Raw genomic sequence first — 15,010 nt, 5'->3', positions numbered from 1 at the left:
CGCGAGATTGGTCAGGATCGAGAAGTTGGCGCTGGTGCCGGTAACCAGGAGCGAACCGGTGCTCGAGGTGCTGGAGGTGCCGGGGACGAAGACGCCGTCCTGGAAGATGCGCGCCGAGAGCTCGGGCGCGGCCTGGGCCTGGGCGGCCATGCCGAGGGAGAGAAGGGCGGCGGCGGCGAGGAGAAGCTTGCGCATGGCGGGGAGGTCCATTGAGGCGGCGAGGTCTCGGACGCTTCGTTGCGGCCTTGCTATCCATAAAGCACGCTTCATGCCAGTTCGGAACGTTCCGAATAATCAATATGATAGTTTGTCTTTTAGTCGTTACAATCCGAATGTGTAATATAATCCGACAGCGTGGGCGAGTGCGCAGGTCGCGAACTTCGCCATCCGGTGTTCCCGCACCGTCCTCGCGTGTCCTGGCCTGCACTTCTCTAATCGTGGGCAGCTGCGGGGCACCGCGCAGGAGCTACGAAAGCCCCTACGAACCCGCCTTCCATGCCTCCTGGCCCAACGCGCGCCACAGTGCAGCCGGGATCACCTACCGCGAAAAGGCCGAACAGGGCTGGACGCTTCTTTTATGGAGAGGTGTCTTTATAATTGATATTTGTTACGAACACGAACTATGCTGCCGCGCAGGCGCCGTTCGCCCGCCTATCACAAGAGATGCGGCATTGAGGCAAGCATGTTCGACACATTAGCTTGGTTCTGGGCGCTCTGGCTGGTCGCCGTGGTCGGGACTGGAGCGATCGTCCTGATGATCACCCTTTCCCCAAAAGGTGGCGATGAGTTGGACCAACTTGAGTTGAAGGACGCCGAAGCCTGACGACGGATCGTCTGGTCCTCAATCCAGTACTCGGACCACAGCGAAGTAGATGCCGAACCATAGCAGCAGGCTGATCGCGGCAATCAGAGACGCGCATTTCCAGGCCGGTAGGTGGTCCAGCTCCTCGAAGGGAGGGTCGAAAACATCGTCTTCGATGTGTGAAGCGACTTCTGACATCCGCCCTATCCCCAATAGCTGCAAGCGCCCCCCGACACCTGCAAAACGCCGTAGCGTTCGATACTTATGTGGCACTATTGAGATTATGCAACAAATAACGCACCTGTGAGTGTGTTGCCGCGTCTACCCGTGTGCCATTAATGCAACTTATTCCGTACCGAGCAACGCCGTCAAAGTTAGGATCCCAGCGGACCGGCTGGTAAGCTGTAGAGCCCCTGGGCGCTAGCGGAACGGCTGACCCAAACCTTAACGGCAGAGATCACGGCAACGGCGGAGAGGAACGCGAGCATGGGAGGAGGCTCCTTTGCCTGTTCCTCCCTAATCCTGTGACCATGCTGCACTGCACAATGATCGAGTCTCAAGTGAAATCTTGTGGTCGCGGTCGTCAGGTCGTGGCGAGAAGTGCCACCCACTGCCCTGGCGCATAATCATCCTCTCCCTCACAGGAATACGATGTTCACGACTCGTTCTCATTTGGCCTAGCCTCTGCCTCCCACTCCTGGGCAGCCGCGGGAAGCCACACATGAGCTACGACTACCTCTACAAACCCGAGCCCTGCACCTCCTGGCCCGCTGTGCAGCTCCGCGCGGTCGGGATCACCTACCGTGAGGCTGCCGGTCAGGGCATGGATGGTCTTGAGTGTCTGGAGCGAGCCGTCGCAGCCTATGTGGCCGCAGGAGGAGTGCGGCAGGGCTCTACGCGCGCGGTGCTCGACATGGTCGCCTCTCTCTCGATGGAAGAAGGGGATTGGCTCTGGGGTCCTGCTCAGGCGCTGCGTGACCGGCAGTCCTGGGCCGACCACCAAGCCGACCTGTTGGGGCCGAAGACTGCGCAGGTGGCGTCGTGCTGACCCTTCTGCCCACCCCACCAGAGCCAGTTAGGGACGCGCCAGGCCGTGCCGAACTCGGGAGCATCTGGGATGGCCTCGACCAGGAGGGGCGCCGCCTGCTGCTGGCACAGGCGCGTGCTGTGGCCGAGGTGACAGGACGGCTGCAACAGCAAAGCAATGCCAGAGGCTAAGGGGCGGCCGTGGGCACCAGCACGCGACCATCTAGGCTGGTGGCTGATGATCCGCTGTGGCTGCGGCTATCACGTGGACTACCCCATCAGCTTGCTGATCGAGCACTACGGTCCGGACGTGGATCTGCATCTGATCAGCGCTCGGCTCCGCTGCTTGAGCTGCAAGGGGCGGCCGGTGTCAGTACAGCTTGTGGATCGGCCAGACCGGAGGAGTGGGGGCCATGGCGGGGGAGCGCCTGCGACTGTGAAACCGCTGCCAGGCGAGTAGCGGGCATGGTCGTAAGGGGAGCGACCCCATGGGGACCAACGGGTAGCGGCTACATCGCCGCGAAGCCCCTCTCGGTCAGGCACACCGAGTTGTTGTCGCCCCGCTTGAAGTACTCCAGCTCGTCACCGACAGCGATGCCTCTGCCTATGTCGGCCATACGCCAGTCGCGTTGTGCCGCCACTGCAAAGAAATCATGCCGCAGCAGAGGCTCGCCTAGCCGACAGCCGAAGTGGGCGAAAATACCGAGCGCCATGCGGAGCTTCGCTTCGTCGCTGTTGGATGTAGCTATGAGATGTCTCATCTCCGCCCAATCCTTGTCCAGCCAAAGGGCCAATGATCGTGCCGCACAAACCCAAACACCCCCTAAGTTCTGAACATGCGGTGAAAAGCTAAAGAAACCGGCGGGTTATGGCGAGAGGCGCCATCCGCCGCTGCCGGGGCGGCTGCAGCAGCGGTACCTAGTCGCTCGATCTCGCTCGCCCTTTCCGTGGACCTGACCTGAGCCAAGGTGGTGCCGGAACTTTATTGCAGCCGGTGCGGCGCGCACGGATGTCGAGCACACATATCCTGGAGTCCACAGATTGAAGGGAGCAATATCGGCAGGTTCCGCGAGGCCTTGACCGACGCCGCGGTTCTACTCCTGCGATCGGCTGGCAAGGCCAGCATTGTGGTTGGTCTTGCCTCTCCATTTGGTGGAGGCACTGATGATCACGAGCACTGGTTCAGAATGGACAGTTGGCGCGAGGCCTGGGCGAGTGCGCTCGGCTGCCCTTGCTGCAGGCCTGGCTCTGGTTGCCGCTGGCGTGGGCTACGCCGTCGTGGATGGGCCGCGCCGATATGCCGCCTCGGAGCAAGCGGAGGCCGCCCTCGAGAATGCTGCGAACGGAGGCGTTTGCGAACGGCTTGGTATCCCTCCTACTTCCAGCGGATACGATGCCTGCATGAGAGAGCTCGCAGGGGTTCAGCAACGACGCGAGGATCGCGTGAACAGACGCAACGCACGTTGGATGTAACCTCCCTAAACGGACCGAGATCTCGCTCAGGGTCCGGCCATCGCCCCTACCCCGCTCCGCTCGCAAACTGCGGGCGGAGGAAGCGGCGGGCATGGTCGTAAGGGGAGTGCGACCCCATGAGGACCAGCTTGCCGAGCCCGCCTCCGGGCTCACCCGCGCGATGCGACAAAAAAGATTTGGAATCGCACAGAGTTTCCGCCGACGGGTGGCAATTGGGCGGCCCGGGCTTCCGCTGCTCTGGCGTCAGCACGCACCGGAAGACCAGCATAGGTGACAGCAATGGTCCGAATGGGCTTCTAAGGCAGGCAGATCGCAGGCAGGGTCGCCATGCCCCGTTTCTTCTTCCACCTCCACGATGGCTCCTCCGCTCCCGACAAGGACGGAACGGAACTGCCCGATCTGCGGACCGCGCGAGCCCAAGCGATCGAGACGGCAGGTGCGATCCTGCGCGACAACCCAGACCCACAACCCAGACCCTCTGTGGGAGGGCCATCCCTGGCGCATGGAGGTGATGGACGAGGCGGGCGGCACTGTCGCCACCCTCTACTTCTCGATCCACCCACCGAAGATGGAAGGCTGACGGACCTCTACAGCACCGCACAGCAGATCTGCCGCACCGGCCGCTCCGCGAAAGCGCCTAGCCAGCGCCCCTCACCTCTTCATTTCAGGACGGAACTGGCTACCAGTGCCCGCACCACAGCCAGCGCCGCCGTGAGCGCGACGACCACCAGTACGAGGCTCCATCCAACAATCGCCCACCCCTTCCTCATGCCGGATTCCGGAGCGGCGTCACATACGGCGCCGGCAGCTTTCCCGTGTCGCACCAGCTGTCCACCACGCGCACGATGAGGTCGATGTTGCCCAGCCCGGACCAGCCACCACCGGGGAAGCCCTCCAGGCTGAAGGACCACACAGTGCCTTTCTCATTCGAGCCGATCAGAGCGCCGCGGTAGTTATAGACTGGCCCACTCTCGCCGCTGGCAGGCTTCACGATACGGGGCTTGTGGGCGGCTGGTGTGTCGGAGGGCATGGGCCAGGGATAGACCAGAGGAGCCGATCCCACGAAGCGCTCTCGGCGTAGCCCCTACTTCTTCGGTTCTTCCCGTAGCAACCCCGACCTACTGGTACGCCTCGACCCGCCCGCGCTGATCCGAGGGAATGTCCCCCTGCTTCGCGCAGTACCCGACTGCGCCGGTCCCGCGCTGTGTCGTGTCGCGCGCCATAGCCATGCACTGTGCCTCGGTAGCGTCACGCAGCAGGGTCACGGTGGCGCCATTTGCGGCGTGCAACGGCAGCAAGCGCGCATGGCGGCCGACATAGCGGACTTGCGCTTAGAGGTGCTGGCCCTGTGCGAGGAGATAGAACGCATTTAGACGCACCCGAGCTAGGCGGAAGTGAACGCCTAGCTCGGTTTGTTTACTTACTTACATACGGCGCCGGCGCGTCGCGCCGATGGAGTTCATTAGCGGCGCAGTGCCAAACACGGACGTTATGCTGCAACCTGAGCGAGTTCCTTCGCGCTGATGAAGCGCGGGAGGACTTCCTGCGTCACTTCGCGGACGCGTGGCCGCTTTGCCGTTCCGTTCAAAACCTCGAGTTCGGCGGCCATTCGCATCTCAGACAGCTTCCGCTGAGCCGCACCATACGCCGCTTCTGGGCCATCGAAGCGGTTTGCGATCGCAACGACCAAGTCGCACTCGTTGACCAAGCGCCAGCGCCACTTGTGAGTGCCGAAGCCACAGCGGTCCACAACGATACGCAACTCACTAAGCCCGTCGTTCTGGCGCTTAGCCATGCCCATTCCCCCGAAACAAGAGACCGCCGACAAGCAAGATAACTAAATTGTGATCGAGCGATCAGCAAGAGGAATTTGCGTGGGAGAGAACGGCTGGGACTTGCCGTGTGAACGGCAGCACCACACTGGCGACCTCAGCTGGAAGCCATTGAAGTGCTGGATAGTCCGGATCACAAGGCAACGGCCGATCCCGTGCCGGCTCAGCGTAGTGCTGGTGGAGGGCTCGCCCGCCGGCTCCTTCTCGTTTTCGATCGATAACGACATTTTTATAACGATATCGGCACGTTCTGAGGATAGTCCAGTATCGGTCGACGCCCCCCTCGGCTTCGGCCGCGCTCGGAGCCAACAACACCGGCAGCGATGTCGGGGTTCCGGGCGCTCTTCCGAGGGTCAATGTCTGCAGCCTCACGGCGGTGGAAACAGCGACCTACCAGCCGCATCCTCGGCCAAGCTCCACATCATCGCGTCCTCTTTGGAAAGCGCCTCGCCGGCCAAGTTGGACTGAACGAGCGTCATCGCGACCTCGGCTTTCGCAGCCCTACCTGCCGCCGTCTGCGCCATAGTCTCGATGATGACACCGAGTGCCTCATCCTGCTCTTGCGCAATCTGGGCCTGCAGGTCGCACAGCCTCCGCTCCTCAGCTTTGTCGCCTGCCTCCTCGGCATCGCACTGCCGGTGGAAGGCCAAGTTGTAGGCCGCTTCCTTCTCCATGTAGCTGGCGCAGGCGGCCAGCAGGGCGGCGTCAGGGTCGGGGTTGGCCAAGGCGGGGATTGTGGAGACGGTTAGGGCAGCGAGACCGCTCAGGACGCCACGGCGAGACGGGCAGCTCATAGCGTGCCCTCCAGGCGCAGGAGATCCAGGCGCAGGAGATCTTGTACGAGATCCCAGGCCCAAGTCTCAGCCACAGTGCCGTGCGGGTTCTCCGTGTCGCTCCCCGGGTTGAAGACCTCGGCCTTGGCGGCGCGGGCCTTCGCCACGATGCCGGCCAGCGTCACGGGGACGGCGGTATGGATGGCGTCGCGGCTGCGCACATAAGCCAGCCAGAACGGGCAATCGTCCTCGCCCGATCCGTGCTCATCGAGAGCTTTAAGGACGGTCGGATGTGCGTCGCAAATCTGGATCAGACCGGCGTCAGCGGAGAGAGTGGTCGCCGCTGCTGCCGGCGTCACTGCCACGGCTGCCAGTATGCCCAGGAACCCGCGCCGGGGTGGCACCTTTACGGACACCACGACGGATGGCGACGGCTTGCGCGGAGGCACCTCACGGGGAGCCTGAGGCAGGGCGCGGAAGGGGTGGGTCATGCGCCGACCCTCCCGAACATGCCGCGGCGTAGGGTGGCGGGGGTGGGGTCGCCGTTACGGCGATAGGCGGCGCGCATCTGCCGGGCACTCGGACGGTAGGTGAGGACTGGCACGCGGTCGGGGGAGAGGGTGATGGGCTGAGCGCTGTCCTCGCCCGCCTCGGTCTCGCCGTCCGCGTCTGGCTCGAGGTCGATAACCAGGCGATCGGCGGCGTCGAGAAGGTTGATGAGGTAGGTCGCGCCGTCCAGGGCGGCGCGTGCCTCGTCCATGAGCACTTCCGCCCTGTTGCGGATCTCGGTTCGCAGCTCAGGCGTCATCACGGCGGGGATAAAGCCCGCGCCTCTTCTTCTGTCCTCGGCGTGCAGGGTGCTATGGATCGCGAATGCCATTCTGGCCTCCTGAGCTGGTGTGGCTGCTAAGGCCGGGCGGGAATGCTTCGCTGGCGCGCCCGCTCGGCCGCTTTGCCCGGATGACCCGCCGGGCTCGGGATCTGTCAGGGAGCTAGGGCCCCGCTGCGGATGGCGAAGAAAGCGGCCTCGGCCTGTGCGAACGGCACGGCGCTGGGGGGCTGCTTCCTTGATGATTTCCAGCCGCACAAGGCTGCGGCCGTGCCAGTAATCGCCCGTCATGCGGACAACCCAGCCGCCGAGGCCCTTGGCACGCAGGGCGGTGGCGACGTTCGCTAGTTCGGTCGCATCCGGCTCGGCATGTCGGCCAAGCAGGACATGGCGGCCATCGCTCCCCAGGAGGATCAGCGTCTCCACCTGGGGAGCGGATCTTCTGGCCTGGCGCTCCGTCCGCGGGTGCATCAGCGCGTCGCTCCGCTCAGGAGGCCGGCGCGGATCTCGCGGGCCTGCTCAACCATCCCGACGAGAAGAGAGCGCAGGCACAGCGCGCTCATCGTGTCGAAGCGGGCGGGGTCCATGTCTGCGGTCGCGTCGATCTCGCGGAGGGCGGCATCCAGGGCAGCGGACACGGTGAGCATGGCGACCTCAGACCCCCAGGGAGGCCAGCGCAGCCTGCGCTGTGGCGAGGCGGCGCTCAGTCTTGCGCAGGGTGGCGCGAGTTCGGTTCAGGGCACCCATGGCGGCGGCCTGGGCAGCGCGGCGATCGGCGGCCGGGCGCTGGTTCGCCATACCCAGGCGACGGCGGGCCGCGGCATAGAGAGCGACCTCAACGCGGCGGGCCGACATGGCGCCGATCAGGGCGCGTTCGGCAGCGGCGGCACGCTCGGCCGAGGTCGGGGTGGCGCCCGGCTCGATGTAGAGGTGCAGGCTGTGCATGGAGGCGATGCCCTGCAGAACCGCATCCGTCAGAGCGCCGTCTGTGAAGAGTTCGGCGGCGGAGGCGACGGCGGGGTTCAGGCAGGCGTGCATGGAGAGAAGCATGGATGGTCTCTTGTTGCTCTCACGCGCCATATGTGACACGTTTCCGCTCACATACGAGCGGAAGGCGCTCGGACCGTCAAGCGGTTTTCTCTCATTTATGGATGAAAAGTGCTCACATCCGATCAGATACGAGCCGCTCGGGCGTTGGTTCGATGGTCTGCAGAGGACTTGGCCCGTGAAAGCGGCGTTGGGCTTTCCACGGTGAGGCGCATTGAGGCCGCCGATGGCGTCCCTTCAGCCTCGGCTAAGAATCTCGCATCGCTGCAGCGTAGCCTGGAGACAGCCGGCGTGATCTTCGTCCCCGAGAATGGTGACGGACCCGGGGTCCGGCTGCGGAAGGGCCAGGGAGTCGAAGGGTGACGCTGCAGAAACGTATGTGCCTACGCAAATACGTAGATAGGTATCTACGTACATGCGGGTAATCTTGCTGCACACCCCTAAGGGCGGCTCCGGCAAGAGCACGGTGGCCCGAGAGTTGGCTGTGGCCTACGCGATGGCGGGTCAGCGGACAGCGCTGGTGGATCTAGACCCCCAAGGCACCACCACCGGCTGGTATGGCCGGCGCGAGGCGGCAGAGCCGGTCCTGTTGGACGGCCGGGGCGGCGCGCCCGACATAGCGGGCGCCGCGGCTGCGGGCTTGGACGTGCTGGTAATCGACACGCCGCCCGCGACCCCTCCCTTTCTGCCGGCGCTGATCCCTCAGGCATCTGCCGTGCTGGTCCCGGTACGTCCCTCCCCTGACGACCTGCTGGCCGCCGCCCCGATCGCCGCGAACTTGGCCGGGCATCCGGCTTGGGCCTTCGTCCTGACACAAGCGCCCACTCGCTCGCGCCTCACCATGGGTGCGGTGCGACAACTCGCCGCACTCGGTCGCTTGGCGCCAGTGACCATCGGCTTCCGCGCTGACTTCCCAGCGGCTGCGATCGAAGGCAAGGCAGCGGTGGAGTTCGTTAGCACCAAGGCTGCGGAAGAAGCTACGCAGCTACGTACGTACGTAGATCAGATGACGAGTGGCAAGCCGGTCGGGACAGGAGGTAAGCGTGGCAAAGCCCCGCGGTGACTTGGGATCGTTGGTAGTCCCCAAGGCGGCTGCCGCGCAGGCCGTCCCACATGCCGCGCCACCGACGCCCACTCTACCTCCGCGGCCGCTCCCCGAGCCGCATCAGGGCGAGCCAGCCCAGCCGACGCAGGGTGGTGGCCCTAAGGCCCTAACGGTGAAGCTGGATGGTGCGGCCTATCGTCGGCTCCGGCGCTACTGCCAAGACCAGGAGGATGCCACCGGCCGGCGCGTGACGCATCAGGAGGTCATGGTGGAGGCGCTGGTGGCGTTCCTCAACAAACGCTCTTCCCAGCCCCCACAGAATGAGTAGGTACGCACGTATTTACCTATCTACGTAGGTAGCCAGATAAGGTGGGTGACGACCTACAGGTCAGAGAATTGTCTCAGCCCGTCTCGGCTTCATTATACAACACGCCACCATGACCAGGCTTCCCTGGCGGCCCATCCGAGTGGGGCGCCACCGGCTATCTCCGGCGGGCAATAGGCTCACGGCGAACCGGCAGGGCATTGGCGCGGGGGACCTGCGCGGCATCCTGTGGCCGAACTGCGGCCCGCCGCGCGGCATCGTGCCGAGCGCGAGCCATCGTGCGGCGCACCGGGCGCGAAACTGCCGCGCGTGCCGGCCGCAACCGCGCGGAGCGCCCCGCGAGGGGGCGAACGACGGCAGAGCGGGGGGCGGCGGAGCGTGGAACCGGTCGACCGAGGATAACGGAGCGGGAAGCCACGCGCCGGGAGACGGTGGGACGTGTAACGATTGGAACCGGCGGGCGCAGGACACGAGTGGCCGACGCCGCTTCGGCGATCCCGACCAGCCGCAGGCCGCCTCGGGAGGCCAGCATCGTGCCGCCGCGGGCGGGCGCCATGTCGAAGCCGTGGTCGAGCAGCGCCATGACGTGCGCGTCCCGCGCGGCGCCCGTCGCGCCGCCGAACATCACGGCCACAAGCCGCCGGCCGCCGCGCACGGCGCTGGCGGCAAGGTTGTAGCCGCTGGCGTCGATATAGCCGGTCTTGATCCCGTCCGCGCCCGCGTAAGCGGCGAGAAGACGGTTGTGGCTGCCGATGTACTCGCCGCGCCAGTCAAAGCTCGTGGCGCTGAAATAGGCGTAGCGATCAGGGAAATCCGCGATCAGGCGCCGGCCGAGCGTGGCGATGTCGCGCGCCGTTGTCGTCTGTGCGCGGTCCGGCAGGCCGGAGGCGTTGCGGAAGGTGGTCCGGCTCATGCCGAGGATGTGGGCCTTGCGGGTCATCAGGCGCCCGAAGGCGGCCTCGCTGCCGCCTCCCAGGTGTTCCCCCAATGCGGCGGCCGCGTCGTTAGCCGATCGGGTCACGAGTGCCATCATCGCCTCCCGCACCAGGATCGTGGAACCGACGCGCAGGCCAAGCTTCGAAGGTGGGCGGCTGGCGGCGTGGCGCGAGACGCGGACCCGCGTCTCCTCCCTGATTGTCCCGCGCTGCAGGGCTTCGAAGGCGAGATAGAGGGTCATCATCTTCGTTAGGGAGGCCGGGTAGCGCGACGCATCGGCATTGGCGGCGAAGAGCACCTCGCCCGTGCCGGCGTCCTGCACAAAGGCGGCGTAGCGATAGTCGCCCGCCGCAGACGTCGAAGGTCCCTTCGGCTCGGCCCCTGCCGGGCGCGCGAGGCCGACCACCGCGCAGAGAGCGACGAGGCAGAAGGTGACGAGGTGCAAGGTAGCCCCGCCCATGCGCCGCCTGGCGGCGCGACGGAGTGGTGTCATAGCGAAGATCCCCCTCGGTGCGGCCGTCCCCCCGGACGGGCCGCACCGCTCATTTTCCCCTCGCAGCACCCCTGCGCGACGGGCCTGACAGCTGAGACGTTGGGCGAGACGACCGGTCGGTGCCCGCGATCGCGGCGCGGGCACCATGGCGCCTGCGGGCCATTGTCAGGAAGCGCTCCGGGGCCGCAGTCGGGAACGGGTACCATCCGTGACGTATCGTCGAATTCTGATGCAAAGCACCGGTGGCGCGGTGCCCGCGGGGCCACAGTCTGCCTGCGAGGATTGGAATGATGGGTCGTTGACCTCCGCCCTTCGGGGATGGCATCCGGCCCTTGCCCATACCCGGGCCAGGAGGGAACACCTCGCTTGCGCCTGATCCGGACCGCCGCTGCCCTGCTCATCGCCATTGGGTGCTCCCCTGCGAAGCTCGCCCTCGCGCAGCGCGCCGCTCCAGCACCGGGCGCGGCGGCGCGCGCCGAGGCTCAGGCGGAGCCCGGCCCTCTAACCGAGCGGGACATCCTCTTCGCCCATCACAGGATGCTCGGCACCGAGCCGGACTTCCGGGCGCTCGCCGTGCTCGACGTGGACAACCGGCCTCCCCCATCCCGCCCCGTACGGAACCCGGAGCGGGAGCGGCGTTACCTCCTTGTGCTCGCGGAGCGGCGGCTGCGGGCGGAGTTCACGGCTTTCGACCTCACCCGCACCTACCGCGCGACGCTGCGGGCAGAGATTCTGGGCTACGATCCCGCACACGGCGGCATCCCGCTCAGGGCCGGCCTGCGCCACGGCTTCTCCATGCGCGACGCGACGGACTGGGACCGGGGTTTCATTCTTCGGTTCCGCAATCCGGACGCCATCTCCACCATACCAGCGGGGCCGGACGCGGCGGCGAGTCTTCTGGAAGGAGCCGGCCTTGCCTCCCTCGGCAAGTGGGCAGGATACGGCGTTCTGATGGTCGACTTCGTCCTCGCCGGCGCCCTGCCGACGGTTCTCGAACTGAGCGAGAGTCCCGTCCTGGCAAACATTGTCTCCGCTCAAGCTAGGAGCGCGGAAGGCCTGCCATTGTACGATTTCCTCCTCGGCGGTGCCCACGCCGCGGCCGCGGTCATGCGGCGCAGCGGGATCCCGCCCCTGCGCCGGGCCGAGATTGCCGGGCTTCGCATCGGCATGTCGCTGCCAAACGCGCAGGCAATCGCCCTACGCCACCATCCGCGAGCCGTCGCCACCAGCTTCTACGACGGCCTGCCGGCGGAATCCGGTCCCGGCACGCCGGACTGCTCCGAGGGCCTCGTCGCCGACCTACGCGCCTTCAGCCTTCCCTTGCCGCCGAAGGATTCCTACGCCAGCTGCCTCTCTTTCTCGCCAGGCGAGGCGGACGGGCCGGAAGCCGATCGGGTGGCGAGCCTTGTGCAGATCCGCTTCCTGCCGGGAACATCCCTCGCCGCGCTGCGCGGCGAGATGGAGCGCAAATACGGCACGCCGGAGGAGATGCCGACCGGGCAGTTGTTGTGGCTCGGTCGCGATCCCGCGCGGGAAGGCCCGCCGGTAATGCTGGAGAGGCGCGCGGACATGGTTGAGCTGAAGGAGGGCGGGCCGCAGCGCGAGGCCGGCACGCTCCTCTCCGTGACGCTCCGCCAGCGCCCGGCCACTGAGGACGACGACGACTGACCGTGGCTGACCGCAGCAGGTCTGCCTCAATCAAATCAGGTGGTTCTGTTAGGCATTTTTGGCTTTCGAGTTTTGGGAGCCTTCCGCCACCTCGGTGACGTCCTCCACAGGCCTGCGCCGCGCTGCAGGAACGGAACCGCGACAACGCCTCCGCCCAGGTCAAAGTAGGCGAGAGGACCGGCACGAGGTCGGCCATCAGACACCGCTGTCCTATGACCGGGTTCTACCCGACTGCGCCCCAGAACATGTCTCTGCCGACCGTGAGCATGAGCACGGACACCACGAGAATTAGCAGCGCGATGGCGATCAGCACCCGGATGTCGAAGCGTTGTTCGCGAGTCCACCTACTCATTCGTGAGCCTCCCAGGTGGCGTTTTCCATGTAACGCGCGAGAGGCTGCCAAAGTGAGCGAAGCCGACAAGATCAAGGTGAACCGCGCCCCCGTCCTGACCCTGTGGGCAGCCATTGTGGCGGAGCGTCTGGGCCATGACGCCGACGCCGCCATCACCCTCGGCCGAGCCGTCGCTGGCTCCAGTGCCAGGATCAAGGCGCGTGCCATTGGCATCGAAGAACCAGAGAAGGGGGACGACAAGCCGAAGCCGATCCCAACGGCGAAGCCGGAGACCGTTCACCTCCTTGGTCGGGACGTGCCGGTGGTGAAGGCGAAAGGTAGCCTGCGCGCCTTGGCCGAGGGGAAGGCAGCCGCGGTTACGCCAGCACGGGGCTATGTCGAGCGCGCCTTTGGCGAGCACCTCGTGGCCGTTCGGAAGGCTATGGAGGACCTGGCTAGGTCAGTGGATCCGGACGAACTCAACCGGGTTGGCTTCCGCCTTTACGAACGGTTCCGGCCCGAGGTGGAGCCGGGGGCGAAGGGATGGGGAGTGAAGGGTGTGCTGGATCTCGAGAAGATCCGCGGCGCGGCAGGCTGAGAGGCCGACTTGCGTCTAGATCACTGGGCCGCCCCTGGGTGGTGCTGAAGATCCGGCAGCGGTGCCGTTCTGGTCCGTTTTCGCCCAGCACAGCGCCGCAGTCAGGCCGACGGGAAGAAGCGCGGGATCACGTAGGGCGCGCAGCCTGCGTCGCATCCCACGAGAAGAATTTCAATTGTGCAACAGCTTTGAAGATGGGATACGTTACGAAAGAAGAGGAGGAATTCCCATAATGGGCGTCTGGATGATTGTGCAGTGGGTTGTATGGGCAGTCCTGGCGCTGGCTATAATTCGCGTCGCCCAGTTGCACGACAGAGTTGTCGTGGAAACGAGAGACCACCTGAATCAGGCGATCCCCGAGTTCCGGACGCGCCTTCAGGAGCTTGAGATCCACCTTAAACGGCAGGATGCAAGACTTGAGGCTTTCATGGCGCAACGTCGACACGAGGAGGTGTGAGGCGCGCACCGAGCGGTACCACTAACCGTCCCTACAGGTGAGTGATGCGAGGCCGTCGGAGCCTTTGGTGCCTTCAGCGGCGAACCGGCGGATCGAGATCGCGCTGTCGTCCCTGTCACACTTCAGCAGCGGGTTCGGCTTCTACAACCCGACCCTCGCCGCTGCATTGTCCACGAACAGGCTCCCGCGACGGATGTAGCCGCGCAGCACGGGCAGCGACTTGTGCCGGCTCTGGTTCTGGATATGCCGCTCGGCCACGCCCTCGCGCGCCGCGGTGGTTATGAAGCCGGAGCGGAGGGAATGGCCGGCGAAGGTGGTGGGGTCGTAGCCGGCCGCCTCTACCGAGGCCTTCACCACGCGTGCCACGTCCCGGTCGGAGAGGCGTGCTGGGCCCAGGGTGCCGTGTCGGCTGACGCTGCGGAACACCGCTCCCACCTCAATACCGGCGGCCTCTAACCAGGCACGCAGCGCCAGCACGGGGCATGTCCGGGCTCCTCGGCCGAAGGGAACGGCGATCTCGGTCCCGCGGCCCTCCTGATCCGTCTTTGCCCGGCGCAGGGTGACGATCATGCCCTCGGCCACGAACGCCACGTCGGCTACGTCGAGCGCCACCAGCTCCGATCGGCGCAACGCCGCCGCAAAGCCGACGAGGAGGAGCGCGCGGTCACGCAGGGGGCGCAGCCCGGAGCGCTTCGCCAGCTCGGCCACGGCATCCCGGATGATGTCTGCCACCGCGGCGTCCTTCTTCGCCGGCGCCGTGCCGTGGATACGCCGGATCCCCTTCATCGTCTCACGGATAGCGGGGTGACCAGTGTCCAAGCGATGGCCAGCGAGGCGGTGCGCCTGGCCGATTGCGACGAGGCGCATGGAGAGACTGGCCGCCTTATGGGTGCTGGCCCGCGCGGCGAGGAAGGTGCCCACCGTCTCAGGGGGGGCGGGGAGGGGAGGGTGTCCGGTTGCGTCGCACCAAGTGGTGAAATCGGCCCACGCGGCGCGGTAGGCGCGGCGGGTGTTCAGGGCCGAGGCCTCAAGCGCGTAGGCGCGCGCCTCCACTGAGAGGGCAGGGGCCACAACCGGCACTTCGGCGGCGACGGCAGGGATGAGCTCGGCGCCCACGGCGGAATCCTTCATCATCAGAAGAGGCGGCCTTGCCGCGGATCAACGATCGGTCCGCGCTGGCGGCGGCCCGCAGGCGAGGCTGATGGCTCTGGCGCCGGTGTTGCTGCGGAGGGCGGTGACGGCTCCTCGAGCTCCGGTTGCGGCGTCGCCTCCCAAGGCGCGGCCCGGGCCCGCCGAGCGGCAGCATAGGCGGCCTGCTTGCGCTCCTGCTCGTCGAGCCATGCGGCGCTGACCGGCACACGGGCAGGGGGATCGG

General features: G+C 66.0%; 21 protein-coding genes and 1 pseudogene. 9 read left to right on the top strand and 13 right to left on the bottom strand.

Annotation, left to right across the window (positions count from 1 at the left end; all coding sequences use genetic code 11):
- The coding region (locus D9599_RS26200; RefSeq protein WP_198384247.1) for a hypothetical protein at positions 1–195 on the bottom strand (195 nt) is incomplete at its 3' end.
- 487 nt (positions 196–682) lie between these two features.
- On the opposite strand from D9599_RS26200, the gene D9599_RS26195 reads away from it, so the two are divergent.
- Positions 683–823, top strand: a complete 141-nt coding sequence (locus D9599_RS26195; protein WP_198384246.1) for a hypothetical protein — start codon at positions 683–685, stop codon at positions 821–823.
- Positions 824–841: 18 nt separating this feature from the next.
- Here D9599_RS26195 and D9599_RS26190 read toward each other — a convergent pair whose 3' ends face one another.
- Positions 842–1,000, bottom strand: coding sequence for a hypothetical protein (locus D9599_RS26190; RefSeq protein ID WP_198384245.1), 159 nt, complete (start codon positions 998–1,000; stop codon positions 842–844).
- 523 nt (positions 1,001–1,523) lie between these two features.
- On the opposite strand from D9599_RS26190, the gene D9599_RS26185 reads away from it, so the two are divergent.
- A complete protein-coding gene (locus tag D9599_RS26185) occupies positions 1,524–1,850 on the top strand; it encodes a hypothetical protein (protein WP_198384244.1) in 327 nt (108 codons plus the stop codon).
- A 487-nt stretch (positions 1,851–2,337) separates the two neighbouring features.
- Here D9599_RS26185 and D9599_RS26180 read toward each other — a convergent pair whose 3' ends face one another.
- Positions 2,338–2,589 carry a hypothetical protein gene (locus D9599_RS26180; protein WP_198384243.1) on the bottom strand — a complete coding sequence of 84 codons (252 nt, stop codon included), beginning with the start codon at positions 2,587–2,589 and terminating at the stop codon, positions 2,338–2,340.
- A 1,039-nt stretch (positions 2,590–3,628) separates the two neighbouring features.
- Here D9599_RS26180 and D9599_RS32520 point away from each other — a divergent pair.
- Together D9599_RS32520 and D9599_RS26175 are read left to right on the top strand one after the other, a co-directional pair.
- Positions 3,629–3,703 (top strand): annotated as a pseudogene (locus tag D9599_RS32520) (DUF6894 family protein); the annotation flags it as partial.
- Positions 3,704–3,737: 34 nt separating this feature from the next.
- The gene (locus D9599_RS26175; RefSeq protein ID WP_198384242.1) at positions 3,738–3,881 is read left to right on the top strand and encodes a hypothetical protein; all 144 of its coding nucleotides are present in this window, start codon (positions 3,738–3,740) and stop codon (positions 3,879–3,881) included.
- Positions 3,882–4,067: 186 nt separating this feature from the next.
- On the opposite strand, the gene D9599_RS26170 is transcribed toward D9599_RS26175, so the two are convergent.
- From D9599_RS26170 to D9599_RS26140, 7 genes are all read right to left on the bottom strand, one after another.
- On the bottom strand, positions 4,068–4,364 hold the full coding sequence (locus D9599_RS26170) for a hypothetical protein (RefSeq protein ID WP_198384241.1): 297 nt from the start codon (positions 4,362–4,364) through the stop codon (positions 4,068–4,070).
- 426 nt (positions 4,365–4,790) lie between these two features.
- Positions 4,791–5,096: a hypothetical protein gene (locus D9599_RS26165; RefSeq protein WP_198384240.1), complete on the bottom strand. Its 306-nt coding sequence runs from the start codon at positions 5,094–5,096 to the stop codon at positions 4,791–4,793.
- Positions 5,097–5,501: 405 nt separating this feature from the next.
- On the bottom strand, positions 5,502–5,858 hold the full coding sequence (locus D9599_RS26160; RefSeq protein WP_198384239.1) for a hypothetical protein: 357 nt from the start codon (positions 5,856–5,858) through the stop codon (positions 5,502–5,504).
- Positions 5,859–5,923: 65 nt separating this feature from the next.
- Positions 5,924–6,397 carry a hypothetical protein gene (locus tag D9599_RS26155; protein WP_198384238.1) on the bottom strand — a complete coding sequence of 158 codons (474 nt, stop codon included), beginning with the start codon at positions 6,395–6,397 and terminating at the stop codon, positions 5,924–5,926.
- Positions 6,394–6,786, bottom strand: a complete 393-nt coding sequence (locus D9599_RS26150; protein WP_198384237.1) for a hypothetical protein — start codon at positions 6,784–6,786, stop codon at positions 6,394–6,396. The genes D9599_RS26155 and D9599_RS26150 overlap by 4 nt, the downstream gene beginning before the upstream one ends.
- Before the next feature lie 419 nt (positions 6,787–7,205).
- Entirely contained in the window at positions 7,206–7,382 is a 177-nt protein-coding gene (locus tag D9599_RS26145; RefSeq protein WP_198384236.1) for a hypothetical protein, read from the bottom strand.
- Between the two features lie 7 nt (positions 7,383–7,389).
- Entirely contained in the window at positions 7,390–7,785 is a 396-nt protein-coding gene (locus D9599_RS26140; protein ID WP_198384235.1) for a hypothetical protein, read from the bottom strand.
- Between the two features lie 108 nt (positions 7,786–7,893).
- On the opposite strand from D9599_RS26140, the gene D9599_RS26135 reads away from it, so the two are divergent.
- Positions 7,894–8,145, top strand: a complete 252-nt coding sequence (locus D9599_RS26135) for a helix-turn-helix transcriptional regulator (RefSeq protein ID WP_198384234.1) — start codon at positions 7,894–7,896, stop codon at positions 8,143–8,145.
- Between the two features lie 64 nt (positions 8,146–8,209).
- On the top strand, positions 8,210–8,845 hold the full coding sequence (locus D9599_RS26130) for a ParA family protein (protein ID WP_198384233.1): 636 nt from the start codon (positions 8,210–8,212) through the stop codon (positions 8,843–8,845).
- A 464-nt stretch (positions 8,846–9,309) separates the two neighbouring features.
- Here D9599_RS26130 and D9599_RS26125 read toward each other — a convergent pair whose 3' ends face one another.
- Entirely contained in the window at positions 9,310–10,581 is a 1,272-nt protein-coding gene (locus D9599_RS26125; protein ID WP_232480925.1) for a serine hydrolase, read from the bottom strand.
- A 366-nt stretch (positions 10,582–10,947) separates the two neighbouring features.
- Here D9599_RS26125 and D9599_RS26120 point away from each other — a divergent pair, with 366 nt between their 5' ends.
- A complete protein-coding gene (locus D9599_RS26120; protein WP_198384232.1) occupies positions 10,948–12,249 on the top strand; it encodes a hypothetical protein in 1,302 nt (433 codons plus the stop codon).
- A gap of 223 nt (positions 12,250–12,472) precedes the next feature.
- Here the strand turns inward: D9599_RS26120 and D9599_RS32045 are convergent, their stop codons facing one another.
- Positions 12,473–12,601: a hypothetical protein gene (locus D9599_RS32045; RefSeq protein WP_255531671.1), complete on the bottom strand. Its 129-nt coding sequence runs from the start codon at positions 12,599–12,601 to the stop codon at positions 12,473–12,475.
- A gap of 52 nt (positions 12,602–12,653) precedes the next feature.
- Here D9599_RS32045 and D9599_RS26115 point away from each other — a divergent pair, with 52 nt between their 5' ends.
- Both D9599_RS26115 and D9599_RS26110 read left to right on the top strand, forming a co-directional pair.
- Positions 12,654–13,178, top strand: a complete 525-nt coding sequence (locus tag D9599_RS26115; RefSeq protein ID WP_198384231.1) for a hypothetical protein — start codon at positions 12,654–12,656, stop codon at positions 13,176–13,178.
- A gap of 232 nt (positions 13,179–13,410) precedes the next feature.
- Complete coding sequence (locus tag D9599_RS26110; RefSeq protein ID WP_198384230.1) at positions 13,411–13,635, top strand: hypothetical protein; 225 nt, start codon at positions 13,411–13,413, stop codon at positions 13,633–13,635.
- A 141-nt stretch (positions 13,636–13,776) separates the two neighbouring features.
- Here D9599_RS26110 and D9599_RS26105 read toward each other — a convergent pair whose 3' ends face one another.
- The gene (locus D9599_RS26105; protein ID WP_198384229.1) at positions 13,777–14,751 is read right to left on the bottom strand and encodes a site-specific integrase; all 975 of its coding nucleotides are present in this window, start codon (positions 14,749–14,751) and stop codon (positions 13,777–13,779) included.
- Positions 14,752–15,010 lie beyond the last annotated feature (259 nt).

This window comes from Roseomonas sp. KE2513 (assembly GCF_016107305.1).
Taxonomy (GTDB): domain Bacteria; phylum Pseudomonadota; class Alphaproteobacteria; order Acetobacterales; family Acetobacteraceae; genus Roseomonas.
The sequence above is the reverse complement of the archived record's forward strand: the minus strand, read 5'-3'. Positions and strand labels throughout refer to the sequence as shown.